Here is a 22,274-nt window from a genome sequence, read left to right as displayed (position 1 = left end):
TCATTGCTCTTTTTTTCGCATTTTGTTTAAGAAAGTAAAATATATACAAGCTAGTTATAAATAAATATTTGACATAAAGAATTGTAATTTAATCAAACTATCTTATTGTGTTTAACAGGAAACAAAAATGAAGTAACCGGAATAACTAAGTACAGAATCATAGCTATTTTTGGAATAAATAATGACAGAATAATCAAAATAACATTTAAAAATAGGGTAACAGCAACCTTTCTAATGAATGATCTACTGATAATAATATTCATAATCTGTGAATATTTTGCTGTCTTTTTTGCGCCAAAGTATTGAATTAGATATTCTAAAATTTTGGCAACTAAAAATACAATTCCGAAGTTAGCAACTGCAAAAGTTGAGCTTTCAGCCATAATCCACTTAGTCATTACAGGAAGAAGCGAAAGATCAGCAAGGAAGAAGAAATCTAGTATTGCAATCGTTTTTGTTGGTTTAAAAATATAGTATGAAAATGCTAAGTGCAGGTCATACCAAAAGTCGGCGACTACAAAGAAAGTAATTAAAAAGACGATGATATTAGCAATAAATTGTTCATAATGCACTTCATGAATTGCTGGCTGAATTTCTAAAACAATAATTGTGATAATAATCGCCATTACGCCATCATTAAAAGTTTGTAAATGTTCCCAGAGTCTTTCAGGTTCTTTTTTTTTTGAGCCTGTGCTAATTCTTGCCGAACTGTTTTTAACTTTTCTTTTTCTTGATCTGAAAAATCGTTAAAATTGTGTTGATGTTTATCTTTTCTCATTTTTATATTCCTATTCTGTTAATCGATTTCTTCCCACTTATCTTGAATTTGCTCAATTAGTGAAAGGAGTCGCTTTTTATTTTTCTTTTTTCTTTCACAACGATACAAACAAATTAATAACATAATATATAAAGTTTATTCAATATATTCATGAAAAAAGTTACAATAGGAGTGAAAAGTAATAGTTATTTTAGGAAAATGTGATTAATTTGCTTAATATATTTTCAAAGAAAAGAAAAATAATTATCAATTTTGTAGATTCAGATAATAAAAATCAAATCATCACTAACAAAAGCTTTTTTGGTAAAAAGGGCAAACAAATCAATATTGATTTAGGATCAATTATTGATGAACTTCAAAATCATGGTTATCAAATCCCATCTAATTTTGGCAGGAAGATGGCATTAACTTTTGGAAAAAAAGATAATATTGTCAATATTAATGTGTCACATCAAAAGAAGATTATTGATGTTAACCATATCACTAAGAATTTTTCGCTTAACCAAGTAAAGAGAACGATAAAACAAATAGTTCACTATTCTGGAGCAGGGAGCAGGACACCCATTGATAATGTTAATTCGGTCGAATTTTATCGAACCTTAGAAATCGATGCAGTTACAAAAGAAATAGTATCAAAAACGGCCTGGATTTCAAATGCCAATACTTTTCTAAAAATTGGTGTTCCAACCTTACCGGGTTATGTTCCTGATAAAACTACGGTAGGTGGTAAGGAGATAGTACCCGATGATGGAAATCAGAAATATTTTGTAAAATATAAGCTAAATGAGCATCCCTCAACAAATAAACAAGCAGCTATTATTCAATATGTAAATTTAACAGCAAATAATGCTATCGTTAAAACTACTAAATTAGAGGGAGAACCCAATTTTCCTATTAATTACGATATTAATAATGATTTAAATGACTTAATAGCTAGGGGTTTCAAGCTAATTGACAATGGTTTTAATGGTAAAGGAATTCAATTCTTTGGCAATAATGATAGTTATGTTCCAGTCTTCATAGTAACGCTTAGACGTGATGAAATAATTGTAGACTCGGCGCATCCCTATCAAAAGGTGGATCCTGAAGAATACCGAAAAGATATAACTTTTACGATTAAATTCAGTGGCGCAGGTAAGCAGACGCCAGAAAATATTATTAAAACAAGGCATTTGCAGCGAAAAGTTTTATTTTCATTAGTTTTGGATAAAATAGTTAAAAACAATACCTATCCAACTGAATGGAAGACCGTTAAGAAAGACTTTCCTGACAAGATTCAAGTTCCCGTCGTTAAAGGATATCATAGTAATCTTTCTCAAATAGAAACTGAAAATATAACTAATAGCAAATCAGAAATCAAGGTATCTTACATCCGCAATAATAAGATAATTCCAATTGATGAAGATGGAAAGCTAATACCTACAAAAGAAGCTTTATATTTAGCAACAGATCCCGATGATCCGACCAAGCTATGTACTAAACAAATAATTCCTCAAATTCCAGGCTATAAAAGTAATTACAAAATAATTACCTTATCTAATTCAAATAAAGATATTAAAGTTATCTACAAAAAAATTGCAGCTGATTTTTATACTGCTTCGAGTACTAACGATCAAATTGCAATTGTGAACTTTATTGATTTAGATCATGAAGGGAAACAGATAACTTCTTCAGGTCCATTAATTGGCAAGCCTAATGAAAATATCACAGATTTATATAGCACATCGATTCCTATAGCAGGGCTTGAAAAAGCAGGTTATCATGTCATTTTTAATAATTTCGATGGAAATAATAAGATTCAAAAATTTGATGGAAATGATTTAACAACACAAGTCTTTACAGTGGGGTTAAGTAAAAATTCTGAGCAAAATATGCAATTGCAACAATTGAAGAGCAGTGTTAATGAGCTTATCGGTCAAAACAGTAATAATTTATCAAATCCAGTTGTTGCGAATTTAATGAATGTTCTTAAATCATTAATAGATTTAATTTCAATTTTGAATAAAGATAATAAGAACAAAAATTAAAAGAAAGCTGAATCTAAGAATGAATAAAAAGTGTCCAAATTGTGGTAAAGAAGTAAATCTTGGGGAAGCTAAATGTCCATTTTGTGGCTATGATTTTGTGAATAATATTAATGCTAAAATTCCAGGCGATTTGGGTATGATGGGCATAAAGTTAAATAATGTGCCAAAGAAGAAAAAGAAAACTAAACCAGAAAATAAAAAGATTGAAAAAAACATTAACTCAAAAGTTGAGGTCGCAAAAACCCAAGAATTAAAACAAGCTAGAAAAAATAAAGCAGCTAAAAAGAATAAAGGCTGGTTATGGTTATTAGCTTGTCTAGCATTTTTGACTTTTGGCTATATTGGTTTTTATGTTGGAAGCAATTTTAATTCAATTCAACATAGCACTTCTAGTGAAAGTAGTTCTAATAACAGTCATAATCATGTTAAAAAAAGTGCAACAAGTAAAACTTCTTCTAGGCAACAAGATAAGCAAAGTAAATCAGTTCAGAAGCAAGATACTAATACAAAATTATTTACCTCTACGCAAGTCCAACCTGCAATAAGCAATCAAGAAGAAATCAAAAACTTTTTAACAGGCGTATTTACTAAACCGCAAGCAAATAAGTTTATTTCTGGTGAAAATAATTCTGATTTTCGTCAATTACGTGACGTAACTTTAAGTTGGGAACCGAATGATGTTAATATCAAAATTAAATTGTTGAATGTTTCTCAAAAGGGTAATGATTATACTTTAAATTACCTAGTTTATTATAATTTTATTACTGGAAGAAAACAGATTATGGTTTATAACAATGGTTTGTTAGCACGCGATGATAGCGCTTTTCACATTGTGAGATTAGGATCTGGATGTCTAATTAAATAAATAAAACATAACATAACATAACTTTTTATTTGTGCTATGATGAAATTGTGAATATATTATATGTGCCTAATTTCTTTATAATTGATGCTAAATTTAAATGAGATGGCTTTTATTTTTGGAGGAAAAGTTATGAATTTTAGGGATATGAAGAGAAAAGAGCGTTGGAGTATTAGAAAGTTAACTGTCGGAGCAGCAAGTGTATTATTGGGAACATACTTTGTTGCATCTTCTCAAGGCGTTGCTAAAGCTGATACCGTTAAGGACAATAATGTAAATAACAATACTGTTAATGAACAAACTAGTGAAAAGAAAATATCACAGCCAATTACACCAAATACTCAAGCTGTAGTTATTGCAAAAAACAATCATCAAAATAGTGAGAATAATACTGCCAATTTACAAAATAAGGCTGACCTAATTAGACAAAATAATCAAAAAATCATTAATAGGCTAACTGTACAAAAAAATACTATTCAAAAGGTTGAGAACAGCACTTTTTCTGAGATAAAAACTAGAGAAGCAGCTAATACTCAGCCTTTTAATATTGCAGAAAATAGTTCAAAATCGACTACTAATTCTAATAATAGTCTTGATGAATCAACTTTTGGCAAAGTTGACGTTAATAGTTGGGATACAGAAACTGTTAATAATGGGTTAAATATTACTGGCTACCATGGCAGTGATCAAGAACATCTAGTTATTCCAAACGCTGCTGATTTTACTAAGGCCGGAAAGTTAACTGATGAGAATGCAGTTATTACAGTAAATGCAGCTAAGTTTAAAAAGATTTTAAATACAGTTAAGCCTATTACTGTAGCTATTAGTAAGACTGATAATAGAAAAGTTCAAGTTTCAGATAAAACTGCTTTTGGTGGAAATTTAACTACTGAAAATGGAGTTAGCACAAATGATCCTAATTTGAAACAGATGGATCTTACCAATTTAGATACCAGCAATTTGACTGATATGAGTGGCATGTTTTGCGGAGCATATAAGGTTAAGTCATTAGGTAATTTAAGTGGCTGGGATGTTTCTCATGTTACCAATATGCAACAGATGTTTGACGAGAATACTTATGATAGTCCAGCTCTAGAGTCATTAGATGGCATTAACAAGTGGAATGTAAGCAATGTCCAAAATATATTGTGTCTTTTTAGAAACGATACTAATTTAAAAGATATCGATATTTCTGGCTGGGATTTAAGTAAAGCAACGGGAGGTTGGACGACTGGACAAGTGTTTGCCAGCTTTACTAATGCTAGCAAGACAGTTATTAATCTTAATAATGTAAAGTTGCCTTCTGATTTTAATTTTGCAACCAGTTTTGCTAATGGCCAAGTTGTAATTACAAATAATGGTGATCTTTTACAATTAGATACTACTTCGAAGGTTCCATTTAAAGATAACTTAACTTTTAGGCAATATAATAGTTGGGTAGAGTATGCCAATCCTACTGTCAAAACCTATAGTCACAGCATATTTTATGATTCAAAAGGCAGTTCTGATGCTAAAGCGATCGTTCAAGACGCAATTGATACATTTTTACATAATAATTATGCAAATTATAAAAAAATAACTATTCCTACCGATGCAGTATATCTTTCTACTAAGCCGAGTGATAGCGCAACTGCTATAGCAAATGGAACTTATGATATAGCTAAAACTGAAACTGAAACTAGTGATACTACTTATCAAGTATTTCGTGATGATGAAATTCCAATGCAGTTAAAATATGTTGAGACGGATACTAATAAAGATCTCGGAACTGTTACTGTCGTTGGTAATGGAATAACTATTGTGACTTCTCATAGTATTGGTCTGAATCCATTGCCCATTACTAATCTTGCTGACTGGCTAGGCAATGATGATTATACAAAGTCAGATATGAGTATTACTGGGCAAAAACACTTTGGCTTTGACGGGATTGCAGAGCCGGTTAATGTAGAAATACATTTAACTAAGAAAATGATTACAGAGCAACGGACAGTTACTATTCATCTGTATGAAAGAGACAGTAATGGCGATCCTGTTAAAGATAGTAATGGAAATTATGTATCTGTAGCTCCAGACCTTAAAGCAACTTTTAATTATCAACAGGATGAGTTTGTAAATTCTAAGGGTAAAGTTGTTAAGAAGAGTAATATTTGGTTATGGGATGAAAAAGCTCCTAAAACATATGATGGTGCAAATTCTCAAGAAGTAAATGTCGGATATATAGAGGGAGTTCAGTCAATTAGTAATGTGAAATGCTGGAAAGTTCCAATTAATAAAGAAGGGACAAGCTACATATTAGTTCCAAATGATGGAAATTGGTCGACAGTCGAATTTTCAACTCCTGCTGTAGATGGTTACTATGCAAATCCATTTATAGATAATATTGTAAACGGCTATCCATTGTTAGGTAGACCAGCTAATTTATTTGTAAATCCTAGGTTCAATAACTCTGTTCGTCCTGGCACGTCTGATGCAAGTGATAGTAGTATTGCTTATACAAATCAAGATGGTATTTATGAAAATAAAAATGAACATATAATCTGGTATTTTCCTAAGGAAAATACAGCAACAATTAAGAGAACTATTAATTTTGTAAAAAATGATGCAAGTCATACTCAATTACAAGAAACAAGTACTCAGGATGTAAATCTTAATGGCTCTTTGGTAGCAGCTAATCCAAATGGTACTGGCAAAGATTACTTCACAATATATCCTGCAGAATATAATGATGCAAGTATTGTTACTGGCAGCCCAATTGCTGTGATAAATAATAGTAATAAACCTACATATAGTTGGAAAGCTAAAGATGGCCAAACAAGTGTAAATACTGATATAACCGGATATACAGTTTCAGCTGTTAAAATTGGAAACGCAGATTATTCAACTAATGAAAATGACATTAAATATGCCAAAGAAATTGCCCAGAATACTGCAACATTAAATTCTCCAACTGATTTAAATATTTCTTTTGTATATGCACCTGTTAGCCTTACTAGTAGTTATCAATTCGTTGATGATGATAATAAAGAACAGTTAATAGCACCTGCTACGTCATTTTCAGGTCAAACTGGCGAAACTGTTGAACTTAATATTAAGCTACCAGATAATTATGAATTAGCAAAAGGAAGTACATTACCAACTAGTTATACTTTTAAGCCTAGCGACAATGAACAGTTAAAAATTCATTTAATTCATCAAAAGAAAGTTTTATCGGATGATACTAGAACAATTAGTCGTAAAGTAACTATTACTGATCCTGATGGTAAAGTTGATCCTAAGTCAATGACACAAAGTGTTACATTTAGTAGAAGCGATACTTTAGATAAGGTAACTAATCAACATATTTATGGCAAATGGAATACGAAACAACAAGCTTTACCAGCAATTATTTTACCTGTATTTGCTGGATATACGCCATCTGGTGAGGTGGATGCAATTAACGTAACGGCTGATAGTAATAATCCTGCTGATATTAATATTAGTTACACTGCTGATAAACAAAACAGTTTTTATAAATTTGTTGATGATAATGAAAATGAGGCTACGGTAGGTACAAGTCATCCGATTTCTGGAATCACTGATGAAACGATTGATTTAACCAAAGCAATAAAGGATTCAGTTCCAACTAATTATGATTTAGTTCCAGATCAAAATATGAGTTATATCTTTAAAGCTAGTGATAATAAGCCACTTATAGTTCATTTAACTCACCATATTAGTGCAGTAACTAATGATTCCAACTTAACAAAGACGGTAAGTCGTACCATCAATGTTACAAAACCAGATGGAACAAAATTAGCACCAGTTGTTCAAAGGGTAAGCTTTATCCAAACAGCAACTAAAGACGATGTTACTGGAAAAGTTACATACAATAATGATTGGAAAGCAAATGGTAAAGATAGTTTTACAGAATATGATGCTCCAACAGTTGATGGTTATACTGCTAATCCAGTTAAAATAGAAAAGCTTACTCCTGATGTTAATACTAAAGATTCAATTGTAAATATCGTTTATAAAGCTAATCCACAAAAGATATCTGTTCGCTTTATTGATGATGACAATCAAAAGCAACAGGTTGGTAGTGCATTCATTATTAACGGCGTTACTGATGGAAATGCAGACTTTTCTACTGTAGCAATTCCTGAAAACTATGTATTAGCAGAAGGATCAAAGTTACCAACTAATCATAAATTTACCGCCAATGATCAAACAGTTTATACGGTTGAACTAAGACATAAAACTGAAGACGCCAAAATTGATCCTAATGCTAAACTTAGTCAAAAAGTTAGTCGTACCATTTTGATTACTAATATTGATGGACAAGTTAATAGGATTGTTCAGGAACATACCTTTACTCGTATTGGCAAAAAAGATATGGTTACTGGAAATATTAATTATGGCTCTTGGTCTGAAAACGGAAGTTATACTTTCGCAGCAATTCCTGTAAAGAATATTGCAGGATATGCAACTAGTGGTTCAGCTCCAGAAATTGTAGTAACACCAGAAACTAAGAACTCAACAGTCAATATTAGCTATTTTGCTAATGGACAAACAAGTTATTATCAATTTATTGATGATGATTACCAAGTAGGAGATCCTGTAATTAATCAAAAACATAATATTGCAGGTAAAACTGGGGATAGCATTAATTTAAATATTACGATTCCTGAAAATTATGATTTAGTAAAAGGCAACAGTGTACCAACTACTTATACTTTCACGGCAGAGGATAATAAACCAATTGTGATTCACTTAGTTCATCAGATTAGTACACTGACTGATGATACTAGCTTAACTAAGTTGGTTCGTCGTACGATTTTGATTACTAATATTGATGGCAAAGTTGACAGAGCTATTCAAGAGCATACATTTACTCGGACTGGAAAGAAAGACATGGTTACTGGAAATATTAGCTATGGTCCGTGGTCAGAAAATGGTAAATATACCTTTGCTGGTATTCCAGTTAAAGAAATCGCAGGATATGCAATTAATGGATCTGTTCCTGAAGTTGTAGTAACACCGGAAACAAAAGATTCAACAATTAATATTAGTTATCTTGCAAATGGACAAACAAGTTATTATCAATTTATCGACGATGATTATCAAACTGGAGATCCTGTAATTAATCAAAAACATCCTGTTGCAGGTAAGACCGATGAAACTATTAAGTTAAATATTTCTATTCCTGAAAATTATAGCTTAATAGAAGGTTCTGTTTTACCAACAAGTTATACATTTGAATCAGGTAATAAACCAATTATTATTCATTTGATTCATCAAAAGGAAAGTTTGCCGAATGATACCAAAACTATTTCTCGTAAAGTAACGATTATTGATCCTGACGGTAAAGTTGATTCTAAATCAACAACACAAAGTGTCACATTCAGTAGAAACGATATTTTAGACAAGGTAACTAATAAGCATATCTATGGTAAATGGAATGAAGCTCAGCAAACTTTACCTTCAATTGACTTACCAAGTTTTAACGGATATACACCAACGGGTGAAGTGACTGCAGCTGAAGTAACAACTAATAGTGGTGATATAGCAGATATTATTATTAGTTATGTACCTAACGAGCAAACTAGTTATTATGAATTTGTAGATGATGACAACCATGAAAGTCTTATTGCTCCAGCTACTGTAATTTCAGGCAGGACCGGAGAGACTATTAAATTAAATATTGTTACACCTAATGGTTACGCATTAGCCAAAGACGTCACGTTGCCACGAAGTTATAGATTTAAAGCTACTAATAACGAACCAATTATTATTCATTTAGTTCATCATATGAGCAAAGTAACTAATGATCCAAAATTGACTAAAGTAATTACTAGGACAATTAATGTAATCAATCCAGATGGGACTACTGATTCTATTGTTCAAACAGTTCGATTTGTTCAAACAGCTACAAAAGATGATGTTACAAATAGTGGTTCGTATATGAATGATTGGAAGAATGTTGGTGCAGAGAGTTTTGCTGAATACAATGTGCCTGAAATTGCAGGTTACACTTCAAGCAAAACTAAGGTAGAAAAATTAACACCAAAATTTGGTGATCAAAATGTAATTGTCAATATTGACTACATTAAAAAGAGCCAGATAAACCCTGTTAAGCCTGTCAAGCCAATAGTAACGCCAATTGAAAAAGATAATAAAGAACAATCCGCTAACAAGCAGCAAACAGTAACTGCTGAGCCAAATTCTAAGCCCAAAGTAACCCAAGAAATCAAGCAACCTGTTTCTAAGCCTAATAAAACTAATGGTAAGATTCTTGAAAGAAAAGACAGACAAACATACAAGTTTCAAGGGCAGACAGTAACTATGAAGAAAGTGGTTAATGCTAAAGAAGCAGGACATATTAATAAGATAAAGGCTAAAAAGGCAGCTTTGCCACAAACCGGTAATGATGAAGCAAAAACTACAGCTATAATCGCTTCTGGGTTAGCAGTTGATTTAAGTTTGATAGGTTTAGCTGGATTAAAAAAGAAAAGATCTAATTAATAGATAGATATTTTGAATTTTATAAAAAGAGGCAAAATAATAATGTTATCAAGAAATAATAATCGTTTTAATGAACTTAAAGAAATAAGTCCTCGTTATTCAATTCGCAAGTTTACTGTCGGAGCAGCTTCTGTTCTTATAGGGATGTCAATTTTCGGGCTAAATTCTCAAACAGCTCGAGCAGACAGTATTAATGAAAATGATACAAATAAACAAAATCCTGCTATTGAGCAGAAATCAGACAAAGCTCTAACAGCTACACCGGCAAGTGATATTAAAAATGTGGTTGTAACTGCTAAGAATGTAGATGCACAAAATCAAGTACCGGCTGAAACCTCAAATGGTAATACAAGCAGTAAACAAAACACAATTAATACCAATAAAGAAAACAGCCAACGTGCTGAACTACAAATAGAAAACACTAGAAAAGTTGTTGCAGCAAACAAAGAAGAATCTACACAAGATACAACTGCTATTCAAAATCAAGCCAAACCAGTTGCAAAAGAAAACTATAGTGTTATACAGCATGATGTGATTGCTAATAACGGAAATACACCACATGATAGTGGTTACGTTCAGTTAAATTTAGGATTACAAATAAAGAATACTAAGAACATTAATCCTGGTGATTATATTGATATTGACTTAGGATTACCATTACAATCTGGACAACAAAAAACATATAGTGATGGTTTAGCAGAGAAAAATACACCAGTAACCATTAAAGACAATGCAGGAAAGACGGATACAATAGGGAGTATTGCGACAGTAGGAAATATTCCTAACGAATTTTACCGGTTAAGTTTTAATGACCATATTCAAAAATATGGTACCGTACTTCTTAATCTTGATTTAAAGCAATATTCTTTAATTCAGCGTGCTATTAGTACGGTCGGTTATTCTCATGAAAAGAATGGTCCAACCAGTTATAGTGCTCAAGATGATTTAGTTATTGGTGATGGTGCTTATAAGTTTACTTCTGGACTAAGCGTTCCTGTTAAATACATTCCGCAAGAAAGTAATGGTTCAGTTATTCAACGTGTTGGAGAAAATACTTGGATTCAAGGAAGAAGTACTGGCAAAAATTCTAGAGTATGGACTGTTTATCCTGATGGCTCATTTACTGTAAACGATAAATCTGCACTTGGATTAGATGGAATTGTATATTTTTCTAAGAATTTTGGCAATAGTGCTACAGTAACTGTTTATACCTTAAGTAACAATCCTTACTTTGATTCTAATTATGCAAGCGACGATGATATTAAGGAACAGATTGAAAGTGCTTTTGCACAGTTAAAGTCAACTAACAATTTAGATCAAATTGCTCAAGATAATTCAAATGTTGGTTTTAGTATAAATAAAATACCAGAAAATGATATTTCAATTGCTGTTACCCATAATGATAATTCCGAAAAAGCGTATAGCACAGTTATGAGGGCTGATGGGTCAAAATACTCAGGGGATCAATTAATGCTCTCACGTACATATCACATTACTGTTAATGGAGCTAAGTTAGGCCAAATATATTCTTTACCAATTTCTTTTGTTTCTGAAATTACTAAATCTGGTGTTAATGTCTCAAAGCCAGCTAATATTACTAAACCAGAACAAGATAAGATACAAACTTATCAAGATTCAAACAAATATGAAGTACTTAATAATGATTTAAATAATGCTTATCCTATTTTATATAAAGGGATTATGATTGATAATCCTGGGCTGATGAACTTTATGAAGAATAATCTTGCTACTTGGATTGATGTGAAAAATGATGAAGATCCTAGTGATGAGTTGTTAGGCCCTGCAGCGTATACTCTTAATGTATCTGTTGTAAATCAACCAACTAACTTAAAACCGCAAAATATTGCAAATGGCAATTCTTCTTCAGGACAACAGTTAGATCGAACTATTCTTGTTGTTTTCCAGGATTTAGATGAAAATAACAAAAATATCTTAAGTAAAGATTTAACTGGATTAAGTGGAGCTGATGCTGGATATTCAACTGCAAATGATATCAAAGCTCTAGAAGCTCAACATTATGAATTAGTTAGTGATGATACTAACGGTCAAAATCTTAAATTTGGTAATCAAGAACAAATATTTTATGTCAAATTTAGACATGTTTTAAAGAAAGAAAAACAAGAAAATAAGAGCGTTTCTAGAAATATTACTTATGTTGATGATAAGGGAAATCCTGTTAAAGGCTCGCCTGATGGCAAAACTAGCTATGTACAAAGTGCAAGTTTTGTTCGTTTTCCAGTGAAAGATTTAGTCACCGGTGTTGTCGGCTATAGTATTAATAATGATGGTGCTATTGATACTCAGGATGGTACTATTGATACTCAGGATGGTACTCATGCATGGAAAGCAATTGGTAGTAATTATTTTGAAAAAGTAATTTCAAAAGATCCTGCATCATTAGGGTTTGAGCATGTTAACTATGCTGTTATTCCAGAGAAAACAGTAGATGCAAATACTAAAGATCAAGAGATCCAAGTTATTTATAGTGGTACTACTAAGAACCCTGACAAGCCAAGTAAACCAAGTAAGCCAGATAAACCAGAAACACCAAATAAACCCGACAAGCCGAGTGAACCAAGTAAACCGACTAAACCGGAAACGCCAAATAAACCCGACAAGCCGAGTGAGCCAAGTAAACCGACTAAACCGGAAACACCAAATAAACCCGACAAGCCGAGTGAGCCAAGTAAACCGACTAAACCAGAAACACCAAATAAACCCGACAAGCCGAGTGAACCAAGTAAACCGACTAAACCGGAAATACCAAATAAACCCGACAAGCCGAGTGAGCCAAGTAAACCGACTAAACCGGAAACACCAAATAAACCCGACAAGCCGAGTGAACCAAGTAAACCGACTAAACCGGAAACACCAAATAAACCCGACAAGCCGAGTGAACCAAGTAAACCGACTAAACCGGAAACACCAAATAAACCCGACAAGCCGAGTGAACCAAGTAAACCGGCTAAACCGGAAACACCAAATAAACCCGACAAGCCGAGTGAACCAAGTAAGCCAGATAAACCGGAAACACCGAATAAGCCGGACAAGCCAAGTCAACCAACTAAACCTAATAAACCAGAAGTGCCGAATAAGTCTGACAAGTCGAATGAATCAAGCAAGCCTGATAAAACAAGTGATGTCAAGCCAACAGAATCTGTAAAATTGATTCATCAAACAACAGCAGATACTTCAAAGAACCAAAGTGAATCAATTAAGGAAGAAAATTTATCAAAACCAAAGGCTGTTTTAGATAAGACAAGTTTTTCACCTTTGGCTAGAAGAAATAGTCCTTTAGTCAATGAGAAAACTAACACTCTTGAATCCTCAAAAGATTCAACTAAGAATACTAAAAATAGAACAGTAAATTCAAGTAAAGAATTGCCACAAACAAGTAGTAACACTCAACAATCAATTAATGATGAAGTGATTGGTTCTGTGGCTTTATCAATAGGATTAATTGGTTTAGCCGGTGTTAAGAAGAGAAAAAATGCAAGATAAACTACACTAAAGAGAAAAGAGACCGACTTTAAGTCAGTCCCTTTTTCTTTTGTGAGTGCTAAAATTAAACTATAAGATACTTTTTATTTATATATAGAGGTTAAAGATGGATGATAAGTTTAATCAGAATGAAAATATAGATGAACATGTGGTGGTCGATGCAAATCATCCTGGATATGGTTTTACTGAAGAAAAACTATTAAAAACAATTACGCAAACTGTTCATTATGTAGGGGCTGCTAGCCGAAATCCTCAAGATAATGTGACGAGGGTAAGTTTTAGTCATGTCTATGTCGTTAATAAAAAAAGTGGCAAAGTAATTGAGGATCGTGGCTTTCAGCCAAAAGAAAAGAGCATGCAATTAATTGGTACTCCAACACTTCCAGGCTATATTCCTGATCGAGTAGTGGTTGGTGGAGAAAAGGTAACACCTAATGATTTAAATAAAGAATATATAGTTACTTTTAAACTCAATATGAAACCAACTAATACAATGCAAAAAGCAAAAATCCGGTACGTGGATCTAACTACTAATAATCAATTATTAACCGAAGATACTATTTCGGGTTTAGCAAATACACCAATTAATTATGATCCTCAATTTAAAATCAAGCACTTTGAAGAACAAGGTTATAAGCTAGTGGCTAATGGCTTTAATCATAACGGAGATGTGCAATTTTTTGGAAGTTCAAATGATTACTGTCCAATTTTTATTATCACTTTTATATCTGCTGTTGAAGCTGTAAACATAAATAATCCTGTAGACTGGGTTGATCCATCTTTATATCACAGAAAGAGTAAGCTGATTGTTAATTTTGAGGGATGCCCGAATCCGCCAAAGACAGTCATTCAAACAATTAACTGGTTTCGAACAATTACAGTCAATAATATAGTCAAAAAGGTAATTCCTAATGGTGTTTATGATAAAACTTGGCGTGCAGATGAGGAAAGATATCAAGAAGTTAAAATTCCCATAGTTCAGGGATATCATGCAGATTTAGATTTCATTAATCAAAAATCTGTAACTTTAGATGATCAAACCATTACAGTTCAATACCACCCTAATGGTCATTTGATTCCAGTTGATGAAGCGGGAGCTGCTATTCAAGGTGCACCAACGCCTCAATTTGAATCGGACTCTAATGATGCAAGTAAAGTTAGAAATGATCAAAATGTGCCGAAAGTAAGCGGCTATCAAGCAACTTTAGCTACAGTAACTCCAGCAAATCCAGGACAAGATTTAACTGTAATCTATGAAAAGATAAACAATAATGACGATACTTTATATATTAATCTAAATCACGATCATGAATCAGATTCTCAAGCTGCAGTAAATCATAAAGATATTGGCCAACAAACTAATTTGACAGATGATAGTGATGTTCAGACAGCAATTATTAATTTTATCGATATAGATGATCATGGCCACTCTATTACTTCTTCCGGAAAACTTTCTGGGCGCGTTGGAGAATCAATTAATGATTTATATAGTACTGAAATTCCATTGAAAGTATTGAAAGAGCAAGGATATAGGGTTGTATTTGATGACTTTAACGAAAATAGTGAAAGACAATACTTTAAAGAAAGTGTTCTACCTCAGATATTTACTATTGGATTAAGTAAAAAATCAAGCGATAACCAAGATAATCAAGAAAGTTCAGATCTAGATGAAGAATATGAAAAATTACGTCAAACAAGAGAGCAGTTTAAGCAAATAAAGCCAACAATTATGGATAGTTCTGACAAATTGAATTCTTCGCAAACCGTTAATAAACTCATTGATATTATTACGGGGTTATTAACTTTGATATTTATGCTTAGTAAAGGTAATAAAAAATAAAAGATTATAGATCTATATAATTAATTTTGCATTTCCTTGCAAGATTTTATTAAAAAGCGCATATTTTAATTATAGATTTTAAAAATAGAAGGTAAGTTAATGCTTAAAAATATTATCTTTGATTTTGGAAATGTCATCATGAATTATAATCCCGATGAAATTTTGAATCATTATGAGTTAAGTCCAGCAGACCACGATTTATTGAGAAAGACAATTTTTGAATCTAAAGAGTGGAGCGAGATTGATGCTGGCAAGATTACGGAAAAAGAGGCAACTGAAATATTTATAGATCGTGTTCCCGACCAATTAAAAAGCAAGGTTAAACAAATTATGGCAACTTGGCCAGAAAATGTTGATTTCTATGAACCAGTTTTTAACTACATGGAAAAATTGCGTCAAGATGGTTATAAGATCTATGGTTTGTCTAACACAGGGATGCAATTTGCTAATTTTGTCAAGAATTCTGAAATGGGGAATTATTTCGATGGTTATGTTTTCTCTGCTCAAGAGAAGTTAATGAAGCCAGATAGAAGGATTTATGAGAAATTAATTGCTCGGTATATTTTAAAGCCAGAAGAAAGTTTATTTATTGATGATTTGAAAGCAAACACTGATGCAGCAAAGAAATTGGGCATGCAAGCTTTTACTTTTAAAATTGACAAGCTAGGTGAGTTACAAGACTATATTGCTAGTCATTAATTTTAAGTATAAAAATTTTTCAGGTGAATAAGAAATGAAGACAAATGATCAAATTGCAAATTGGGCAATGGACTTACAAAGTTTGGCTCAAGCTGGATTAAGATATGGACATGATGTTTTTGATCGAGAACGTTACGAAGAGATTCGTCGAATCGCTGGTGAAATGATGTCAGCTAGGACTGGAATTCCGGAAGAGAAACTTAAGACTCTTTTTTTAGGTGATGAAGGTTATCAAACTCCCAAAATTGATACACGAGCTGCAATTTTTAAAGATAATAGAATATTGCTTGTTCGTGAAAAAAAGACACAGGAGTGGTCATTGCCTGGTGGCTGGAATGATTATGATCAAACTACTGCTCAAAATTGCGTTAAAGAAGCTCGTGAAGAAGCGGGAAGAATAGTAGAACCGATTAAGATTATTGCAGTGCAAGATCGGAATCATCATAATAAGCCTGTTATTGCGACTAATATTACGAAAATATTTTATTTATGTAAGGAAATTAGTGGAAAGTTTACGCCAAATGATGAAACGGATGCATGTGATTATTTTAATTTAGATAATTTACCTAAACTTTCACTTGGACGAAATACTAAAGAACAAATTGCAATGTGTTTTGATGCAAATAATGATCCTGACTGGGATACTAAATTTGAATAAAATTAGTAAAGTAGCTCCAAGAAATATTGCTTGGGGCTATTTTATATGCAAATATAATAGCCGCATTTTGGTAAAGAAAGAATGTCCTTATCAGAATGTGGCTTTCGTATTTTATAGTGGTTGAATAGTTTGATAATAAAGTTAGTAAAAAATAGCTTAGGTTGTTTTTTGTTGCATGTTAGGTATAATTTTTAACCACTTAGTCAAATTTCATTGAAAAGCATCTCTATGATAGTAAAATTAAATTCAAATAAGATTAATTAATGAATAATAAAAAGAGGTACATAAAATGTTTTTCAATAAAAATGACGAAACTAAAGATAAAGTTGTTGATGAAGTTTTAAGCAGTGATAGTTTTAATAATTTGAATCTTGATTTAATTGATCTTGATCTTAAAGTTGAAACTGGTAATAAGTTTGAAGTTCACTATTGTGGATCTGAAGATGAAAAGCCGAGCGTTGAGCTTAAAGATGATACACTTGAAATTGAAGAACCGAGAGTAGAGCGTAAGCACGGAAAGTTTTGGAGAAAAGATTTTATTGAAGTAAATATAGTTAGTCAAAGCGATAGTGGTGCTTTAGTTGTTACAGTTCCTGATGGTCATCAATTAGGTGCGGTAAAAGTTTCTTCAGTAAGTGGTGATACAGATTTTAAGAGTTTAAATCTTGATTCTTTAGTTATCTCTGTTGTAAGCGGAGATGTAAGTCTAAGAACAGTACAAACTGACGAAGTTAAATTAACCACAACCTCTGGAGATATTAATCTCAAAGAAGTTACAGTAAAACAAGGAAAAGCCCAACTAGTAAGTGGCGATTTTACACTGAAAAATAGTTTAGTCCTTGATCAATTTAAGGCTTCAACTACTTCGGGCGATAACTTAGTTGAAGATGTAAAAGCTGCTCAATATCAACTAAGTACTTTAAGTGGAGATAATTCGTTATTCGGAAAAAATGAAGCAGCTGCCGAAGGAGATAGTACAAATAATGCTGGTACTATTATTTTAAGTACTTTATCTGGTGATAATACGGTTAAGTAATTTAGTTGAAAAGAAACTGGCTGATCATTGAAGATTTAAAAAATGGTTTATTTTTAAATAATGAATATTGAATAAGCAAAAAACAAATTTATAAAAAACTGTTGACATTTATGATGTTTATATTAAAATGATTATTAACAAATTTAATTAATCTGAAAACAAAGAGAAAGAAGAGTAGCATAATCTTAATTTTCAGCGAATCTCGTTAGGTGTGAGGAGATAAATTGTAAGATTAAGTGAAAATCACTTTCGAGTTCTGATTCTTAATTTTAAGTGAGAAGAAGTGGGAGCACCCATTATAGTGCCTACGTATCGTCAAGTAATTGACTGCACGTGAAAGGTATTACTAGTGATAGCAATACGAACAAAGGGTGGTACCACGCTGAAGCGTCCCTCAACTAAGTAATTTAGTTGAGGGGCTTTTTTGTATTCAGAGATATTTTTTGGAGGGAAAGAATATGATGACAGATCATACATCACGAAAATTAACATGGAAGGATTATTTAGTGGTCGCTTCCTTGCTATTCGGTTTATTCTTTGGGGCTGGTAACTTGATTTTCCCATTGCACTTGGGACAACTCGCTGGAGCAAATTGGGGTACAGCCGCAGTTGGATTTTTAATCACGGGTGTATTACTGCCTTTATTATCCGTTTTAGCTGTTGCAATTACGCATGCTGATGGCGTTTATGATATCGGAAAACCGCTAGGTGCTGGTTTTGCAGTTGTATTTATGGTCTTGATCCATGCTACAATTGGTCCTTTATTTGGTACACCGAGAACTGCAACTGTTTCATTTACAGTTGGGATTGCACCATTTGTTCCTAAAAATATGCAAGGAACAGCCTTATTAATCTTTTCTGCTTTGTTTTTCTTAGCAGCTTTTGGTTTTTCTTACCATCAAAACAACATCTTATCTAATGTTGGTAAAGTATTAAACCCACTATTTTTATCTCTACTATTCTTAGTATTCCTTGTAGCTTTTGCTCGTCCATTAGGTAACCCGCAAACCGCAGCTGTAACTGCTGCTTACAAGCATGGCGCTTTAGTGAACGGATTCTTAGAAGGATACAATACAATGGATGCTTTGGCAGGACTAGCCTTCGGTGTTACTGTTGTTACAGCAGTACGCGGAATGGGACAAAAGAATGCTAAAAGTGTTTCAAAAGTTGTTGCTAAGTCTGGTTTGTTAGCTGTACTAGCTATCGGTTTTATCTACTTATTATTGATCTTAATGGGTGCAATGTCATTAGGCCGCTTTAAAGTTTCAGACAACGGTGGTGTTGCATTTAACCAAATCGTTAATGTTTATGGCGGTGTCTTCGGTCAAGCTTTACTTGCATTTTTATTAACTGTTACTTGCTTGACCACTGCTGTTGGTTTAGTTGCTGCTTTTGCGCAAGACTTCCACAAACACTTCCCACAAGTTAGCTACCACGCTTGGCTAGCACTTAGCTGTTTAGCTTCATTCTTAGCTGCTAACTTTGGTTTAGATACAATCATTGCATGGTCAACTCCGATGCTGATGTTCTTATACCCATTATCAATGGTATTAATTTTATTGTCTGTCTGCTCACCATTGTTTAAGACTGATGGAGTTGTATATTTCTTTGTAATCGTCTTTACAGTTGTTCCGGCCTTGGGCGATATGGTTGTAGCCTTTCCAAGTGTTGTCAGTCAAAGCTCATTTGGTTTAGCAGTAGCTTCTGTAAGAAACCATTTACCCTTAGCTAACATGGGGCTTTCATGGCTTGTGCCAGCTTTAGTTGGTTTGGCAATTGGATTAGTTGTTCATTTTGTTAAAAATAAAAAATTAGCTTCAACTTTAGAAGAAGATTAAAGGAAAACTCTGCTAATTGATTTTGGCAGAGTTTTTTCTTTGTAGAAAATTAGATATTAAAAGTATTTCATAATATAAGAGAAGCAATGTAATAAATAGTTTAGATTTTATTTTAGCAAGTGTAATATCTTGCTTTTTATTATGTAATTAGATCTAAAGAGATCTAAAATAGAGGTGAGAAATACGAAACTAAAAAAACATTTGATCCTAACTTTGGTAAAGTTCCGCAAATATATTTGGGAAGAGACAAGTTAGTTGAGAACATCGTCGAATCTCTTGAAGACGGGACAGGTCCTTATCAAACTTCGATGATTTTATGGTATGCGGGGTGTGGGAAAGACTTCTCTTTTAGCTGACATTACTTCTAATTTAGTAAAAAAGGATAATTGGATTATTGTTTATTTAGCTATGACAAACGATCTTTTAGAGACTCTAATTCAAATTATCTACCGAGAAGCCGGCAGTAAAATAAAAAAGGCTTTAAATACTATTGATGAAGTAAAAGAAACACCAGAAATAGTAAATCTAGCATCTATTTACCAAATAATGGTCTTAAAAGAATATCCTATTAACATTATGATGACTGGATTACCTAAAAATGTATCAGAACTTCAAAATAATGACGTTTTAACTTTTCTTCTGAGAAGTGGACGAATTCCGTTAGGACCGTTAGACGCTTTTGATATTCAATTCCGTTATCAAAAGGCATTTGAACGTGCAAATAAAAAAATCAGTGAAGCCAATTTAATGAGAATGACAAAATTAACTAAAGGCTATGCTTATGCATTCCAAGATTTGGGATACTATGTTTGGAAGCATGCAACTGATCACATAACTGAAAGTGATATAGATGACATTCTGCCTTTGTTTAAAAATGATCTTTATAAGAATGCCTATACAAAAATTATTTCTGAATTATCTCCAACTGATCAAAAATTCTTAATGATTATGGCAAAAAGCGATAATGATGTTGTTGAAATAAGTCATATTAGAAAACAAATGAATAAAAGTTCTAATTATGTCTCACAATATCGTCAGCGTTTGATTGACAGTCAAGTTATTATTGAAGCGGGATACGGAAAGGTTTCATTTTCTTTGCCGTTTATGAAAGAATTTCTACTAAAAGCTGCTGAATTTTATAATATCGGAGAATAAAAGCATGACTTCCACTTGGATGTGAAGACATGCTTCTTTATTTGATAAAAGTTGATTTAAGAAATACTGCTAAAAAAGATAATAGTCATATATAATGTATTAAGCATGATTGTTTTAATGCAGATAGCATTATGCAATAATTAGAAATTTGAGGGGATAAAATGTCACGTACTTATAATGGTGGAATTGCTTCATATGCAATTTGGTTGCCGGAGTTTGCACAATTTATTGAACTTTATCAATCAGGAAAAAGTATTGATGAAATAAAACATCTTAGCGATAAAGAAAATATATTTAAAATGTCTAGCAAATCTCGAGCTAGACGTTGTTCAAGAAATTTATCTGTCAGAATTGATGCTTTACCAAAGACTATTATAGATATTTTTCCATCTTTAAATCCTACAAATCAAAAGATAGTGTCACTAATATCTATGATGTTAACAAGTAAAATTCTTAATGAATTTGTTTATGATGTATATCGACCTAAAGTAATTATGCGTGAAAATATTTTACAAGATTATGAAGTAGAATCATTTCTTAACCAGAAAAGAATCGAAAGTCCTGAGGTTGCAAAATGGTCTCTTAATACTTTTAAACGTCTTAAAGGAGCTTTGAAGACTTTCTTGAGAGATGGGGGATTGTTAGAGAATGTTAAATCTAATGAGGATAAGCTACTTTTTCCATTAATAGATTCACAACTAATCACTATTATGAAAGAAGAAAAATTAGACTTTGAATTGGCTGCTCTAGGAGAAATATAATGATGGAAGATATTAATCTTAGATTTGAACATTTAAAAGAAAAAATGATTGATCCCAAGTTTCAAAAAAATAAGGGACTGTCTAATGAAGTAGGATATTGGATTTTTGACTATCCAGCTAATCAAGAATTAGAAGTTCGTAAAAAAATAGCTAAGATAAAAGAGAGTGCTCTTGCTTCTAGAGTGAACCTAAAAGTTTTTGATATTTATAATGTTATGATGACCTTGCTAAAGGATCAGAAAAAATATACAGGTACTGATCCTATCCCAATCCTTGAAGAAATTGAAAAAGATCAAGGCTTTGACGTATTAATTGCACAGATTAATAACATTCTAGAAATGAGTGAAAATAATAATTTAATTGTTCAGTATATAAAAGATAGATTACCAGAAAATTGTATTGTATTTATAGTAGGACTAGGCAAAACGTATCCTATTATCAGAGCTCATAAAATTTTAAATACGATGCATCAAGTTTTGGATGAAAATCCAGTTGTGTTATTTTATCCGGGTAATTATGATGAAAAGAGCTTAAGAGCGTTTGGAGAAGTTAAGGATCAAAATTATTACAGAGCGTTTAGATTAGATTAGGGATAAT

12 protein-coding genes, 1 pseudogene and 1 other annotated feature are annotated in these 22,274 nt (G+C 32.4%); of the genes and pseudogenes, 12 read left to right on the top strand and 1 reads right to left on the bottom strand.

The features are described 5' to 3' along the window. Positions 1-92: 92 nt before the first annotated feature. Positions 93-778, bottom strand: a pseudogene (locus tag LpgJCM5343_RS05195) (TMEM175 family protein). 200 nt (positions 779-978) lie between these two features. Between LpgJCM5343_RS05195 and LpgJCM5343_RS05190 the strand changes: the two are divergent. The 12 genes from LpgJCM5343_RS05190 to LpgJCM5343_RS05130 all read left to right on the top strand — a co-directional run bounded on the left by LpgJCM5343_RS05190 (position 979) and on the right by LpgJCM5343_RS05130 (position 22,267). Continuing rightward, positions 979-2,805, top strand: a complete 1,827-nt coding sequence (locus LpgJCM5343_RS05190) for a mucin-binding protein (protein ID WP_113532401.1) — start codon at positions 979-981, stop codon at positions 2,803-2,805. A gap of 19 nt (positions 2,806-2,824) precedes the next feature. Further along, entirely contained in the window at positions 2,825-3,670 is an 846-nt protein-coding gene (locus LpgJCM5343_RS05185; protein WP_101890745.1) for a TFIIB-type zinc ribbon-containing protein, read from the top strand. A 129-nt stretch (positions 3,671-3,799) separates the two neighbouring features. Further along, positions 3,800-10,168 carry a mucin-binding protein gene (locus LpgJCM5343_RS05175; RefSeq protein ID WP_252148263.1) on the top strand — a complete coding sequence of 2,123 codons (6,369 nt, stop codon included), beginning with the start codon at positions 3,800-3,802 and terminating at the stop codon, positions 10,166-10,168. Positions 10,169-10,210: 42 nt separating this feature from the next. After that, positions 10,211-13,690, top strand: coding sequence for a mucin-binding protein (locus LpgJCM5343_RS05170; RefSeq protein ID WP_119609732.1), 3,480 nt, complete (start codon positions 10,211-10,213; stop codon positions 13,688-13,690). A 106-nt stretch (positions 13,691-13,796) separates the two neighbouring features. Beyond that, the gene (locus LpgJCM5343_RS05165; RefSeq protein WP_101890742.1) at positions 13,797-15,530 is read left to right on the top strand and encodes a mucin-binding protein; all 1,734 of its coding nucleotides are present in this window, start codon (positions 13,797-13,799) and stop codon (positions 15,528-15,530) included. 99 nt (positions 15,531-15,629) lie between these two features. Then, the gene (locus LpgJCM5343_RS05160) at positions 15,630-16,229 is read left to right on the top strand and encodes an HAD family hydrolase (RefSeq protein ID WP_077958891.1); all 600 of its coding nucleotides are present in this window, start codon (positions 15,630-15,632) and stop codon (positions 16,227-16,229) included. 34 nt (positions 16,230-16,263) lie between these two features. Further along, a complete protein-coding gene (locus tag LpgJCM5343_RS05155; RefSeq protein WP_020806986.1) occupies positions 16,264-16,887 on the top strand; it encodes an NUDIX hydrolase N-terminal domain-containing protein in 624 nt (207 codons plus the stop codon). A gap of 289 nt (positions 16,888-17,176) precedes the next feature. Then, the gene (locus tag LpgJCM5343_RS05150; protein WP_113532399.1) at positions 17,177-17,923 is read left to right on the top strand and encodes a DUF4097 family beta strand repeat-containing protein; all 747 of its coding nucleotides are present in this window, start codon (positions 17,177-17,179) and stop codon (positions 17,921-17,923) included. Between the two features lie 152 nt (positions 17,924-18,075). Then, positions 18,076-18,321, top strand: a binding site (T-box leader). A 63-nt stretch (positions 18,322-18,384) separates the two neighbouring features. After that, on the top strand, positions 18,385-19,761 hold the full coding sequence (gene brnQ, locus LpgJCM5343_RS05145) for a branched-chain amino acid transport system II carrier protein (RefSeq protein WP_035429901.1): 1,377 nt from the start codon (positions 18,385-18,387) through the stop codon (positions 19,759-19,761). Between the two features lie 330 nt (positions 19,762-20,091). After that, positions 20,092-20,916 (top strand): ATP-binding protein, encoded by an 825-nt coding sequence (locus tag LpgJCM5343_RS05140; RefSeq protein WP_250881807.1) that lies wholly within the window; start codon positions 20,092-20,094, stop codon positions 20,914-20,916. Between the two features lie 161 nt (positions 20,917-21,077). Beyond that, complete coding sequence (locus LpgJCM5343_RS05135; RefSeq protein WP_101890740.1) at positions 21,078-21,677, top strand: DUF1819 family protein; 600 nt, start codon at positions 21,078-21,080, stop codon at positions 21,675-21,677. Then, positions 21,677-22,267, top strand: coding sequence for a DUF1788 domain-containing protein (locus LpgJCM5343_RS05130; RefSeq protein ID WP_101890739.1), 591 nt, complete (start codon positions 21,677-21,679; stop codon positions 22,265-22,267). Before LpgJCM5343_RS05135 ends, LpgJCM5343_RS05130 begins: the two co-directional genes overlap by 1 nt. Positions 22,268-22,274: the final 7 nt, after the last annotated feature.

The sequence above is a fragment of the Lactobacillus paragasseri genome (assembly GCF_003584685.1).
Lineage (GTDB): Bacteria > Bacillota > Bacilli > Lactobacillales > Lactobacillaceae > Lactobacillus > Lactobacillus paragasseri.
The sequence above is the reverse complement of the archived record's forward strand: the minus strand, read 5'-3'. Positions and strand labels throughout refer to the sequence as shown.

What these genes read in the sequence shown, in the direction of transcription:
- LpgJCM5343_RS05185 (WP_101890745.1), top strand. Translation starts at nt 2,825, where the DNA reads ATGAATAAAAAGTGTCCAAATTGTGGTAAAGAAGTAAATCTTGGGGAA.
- LpgJCM5343_RS05130 (WP_101890739.1), top strand. Translation starts at nt 21,677, where the DNA reads ATGATGGAAGATATTAATCTTAGATTTGAACATTTAAAAGAAAAAATG.
- LpgJCM5343_RS05160 (WP_077958891.1), top strand. Translation starts at nt 15,630, where the DNA reads ATGCTTAAAAATATTATCTTTGATTTTGGAAATGTCATCATGAATTAT.
- LpgJCM5343_RS05135 (WP_101890740.1), top strand. Translation starts at nt 21,078, where the DNA reads ATGTCACGTACTTATAATGGTGGAATTGCTTCATATGCAATTTGGTTG.
- brnQ (WP_035429901.1), top strand. Translation starts at nt 18,385, where the DNA reads ATGACAGATCATACATCACGAAAATTAACATGGAAGGATTATTTAGTG.
- LpgJCM5343_RS05170 (WP_119609732.1), top strand. Translation starts at nt 10,211, where the DNA reads ATGTTATCAAGAAATAATAATCGTTTTAATGAACTTAAAGAAATAAGT.
- LpgJCM5343_RS05165 (WP_101890742.1), top strand. Translation starts at nt 13,797, where the DNA reads ATGGATGATAAGTTTAATCAGAATGAAAATATAGATGAACATGTGGTG.
- LpgJCM5343_RS05175 (WP_252148263.1), top strand. Translation starts at nt 3,800, where the DNA reads ATGAATTTTAGGGATATGAAGAGAAAAGAGCGTTGGAGTATTAGAAAG.
- LpgJCM5343_RS05155 (WP_020806986.1), top strand. Translation starts at nt 16,264, where the DNA reads ATGAAGACAAATGATCAAATTGCAAATTGGGCAATGGACTTACAAAGT.
- LpgJCM5343_RS05150 (WP_113532399.1), top strand. Translation starts at nt 17,177, where the DNA reads ATGTTTTTCAATAAAAATGACGAAACTAAAGATAAAGTTGTTGATGAA.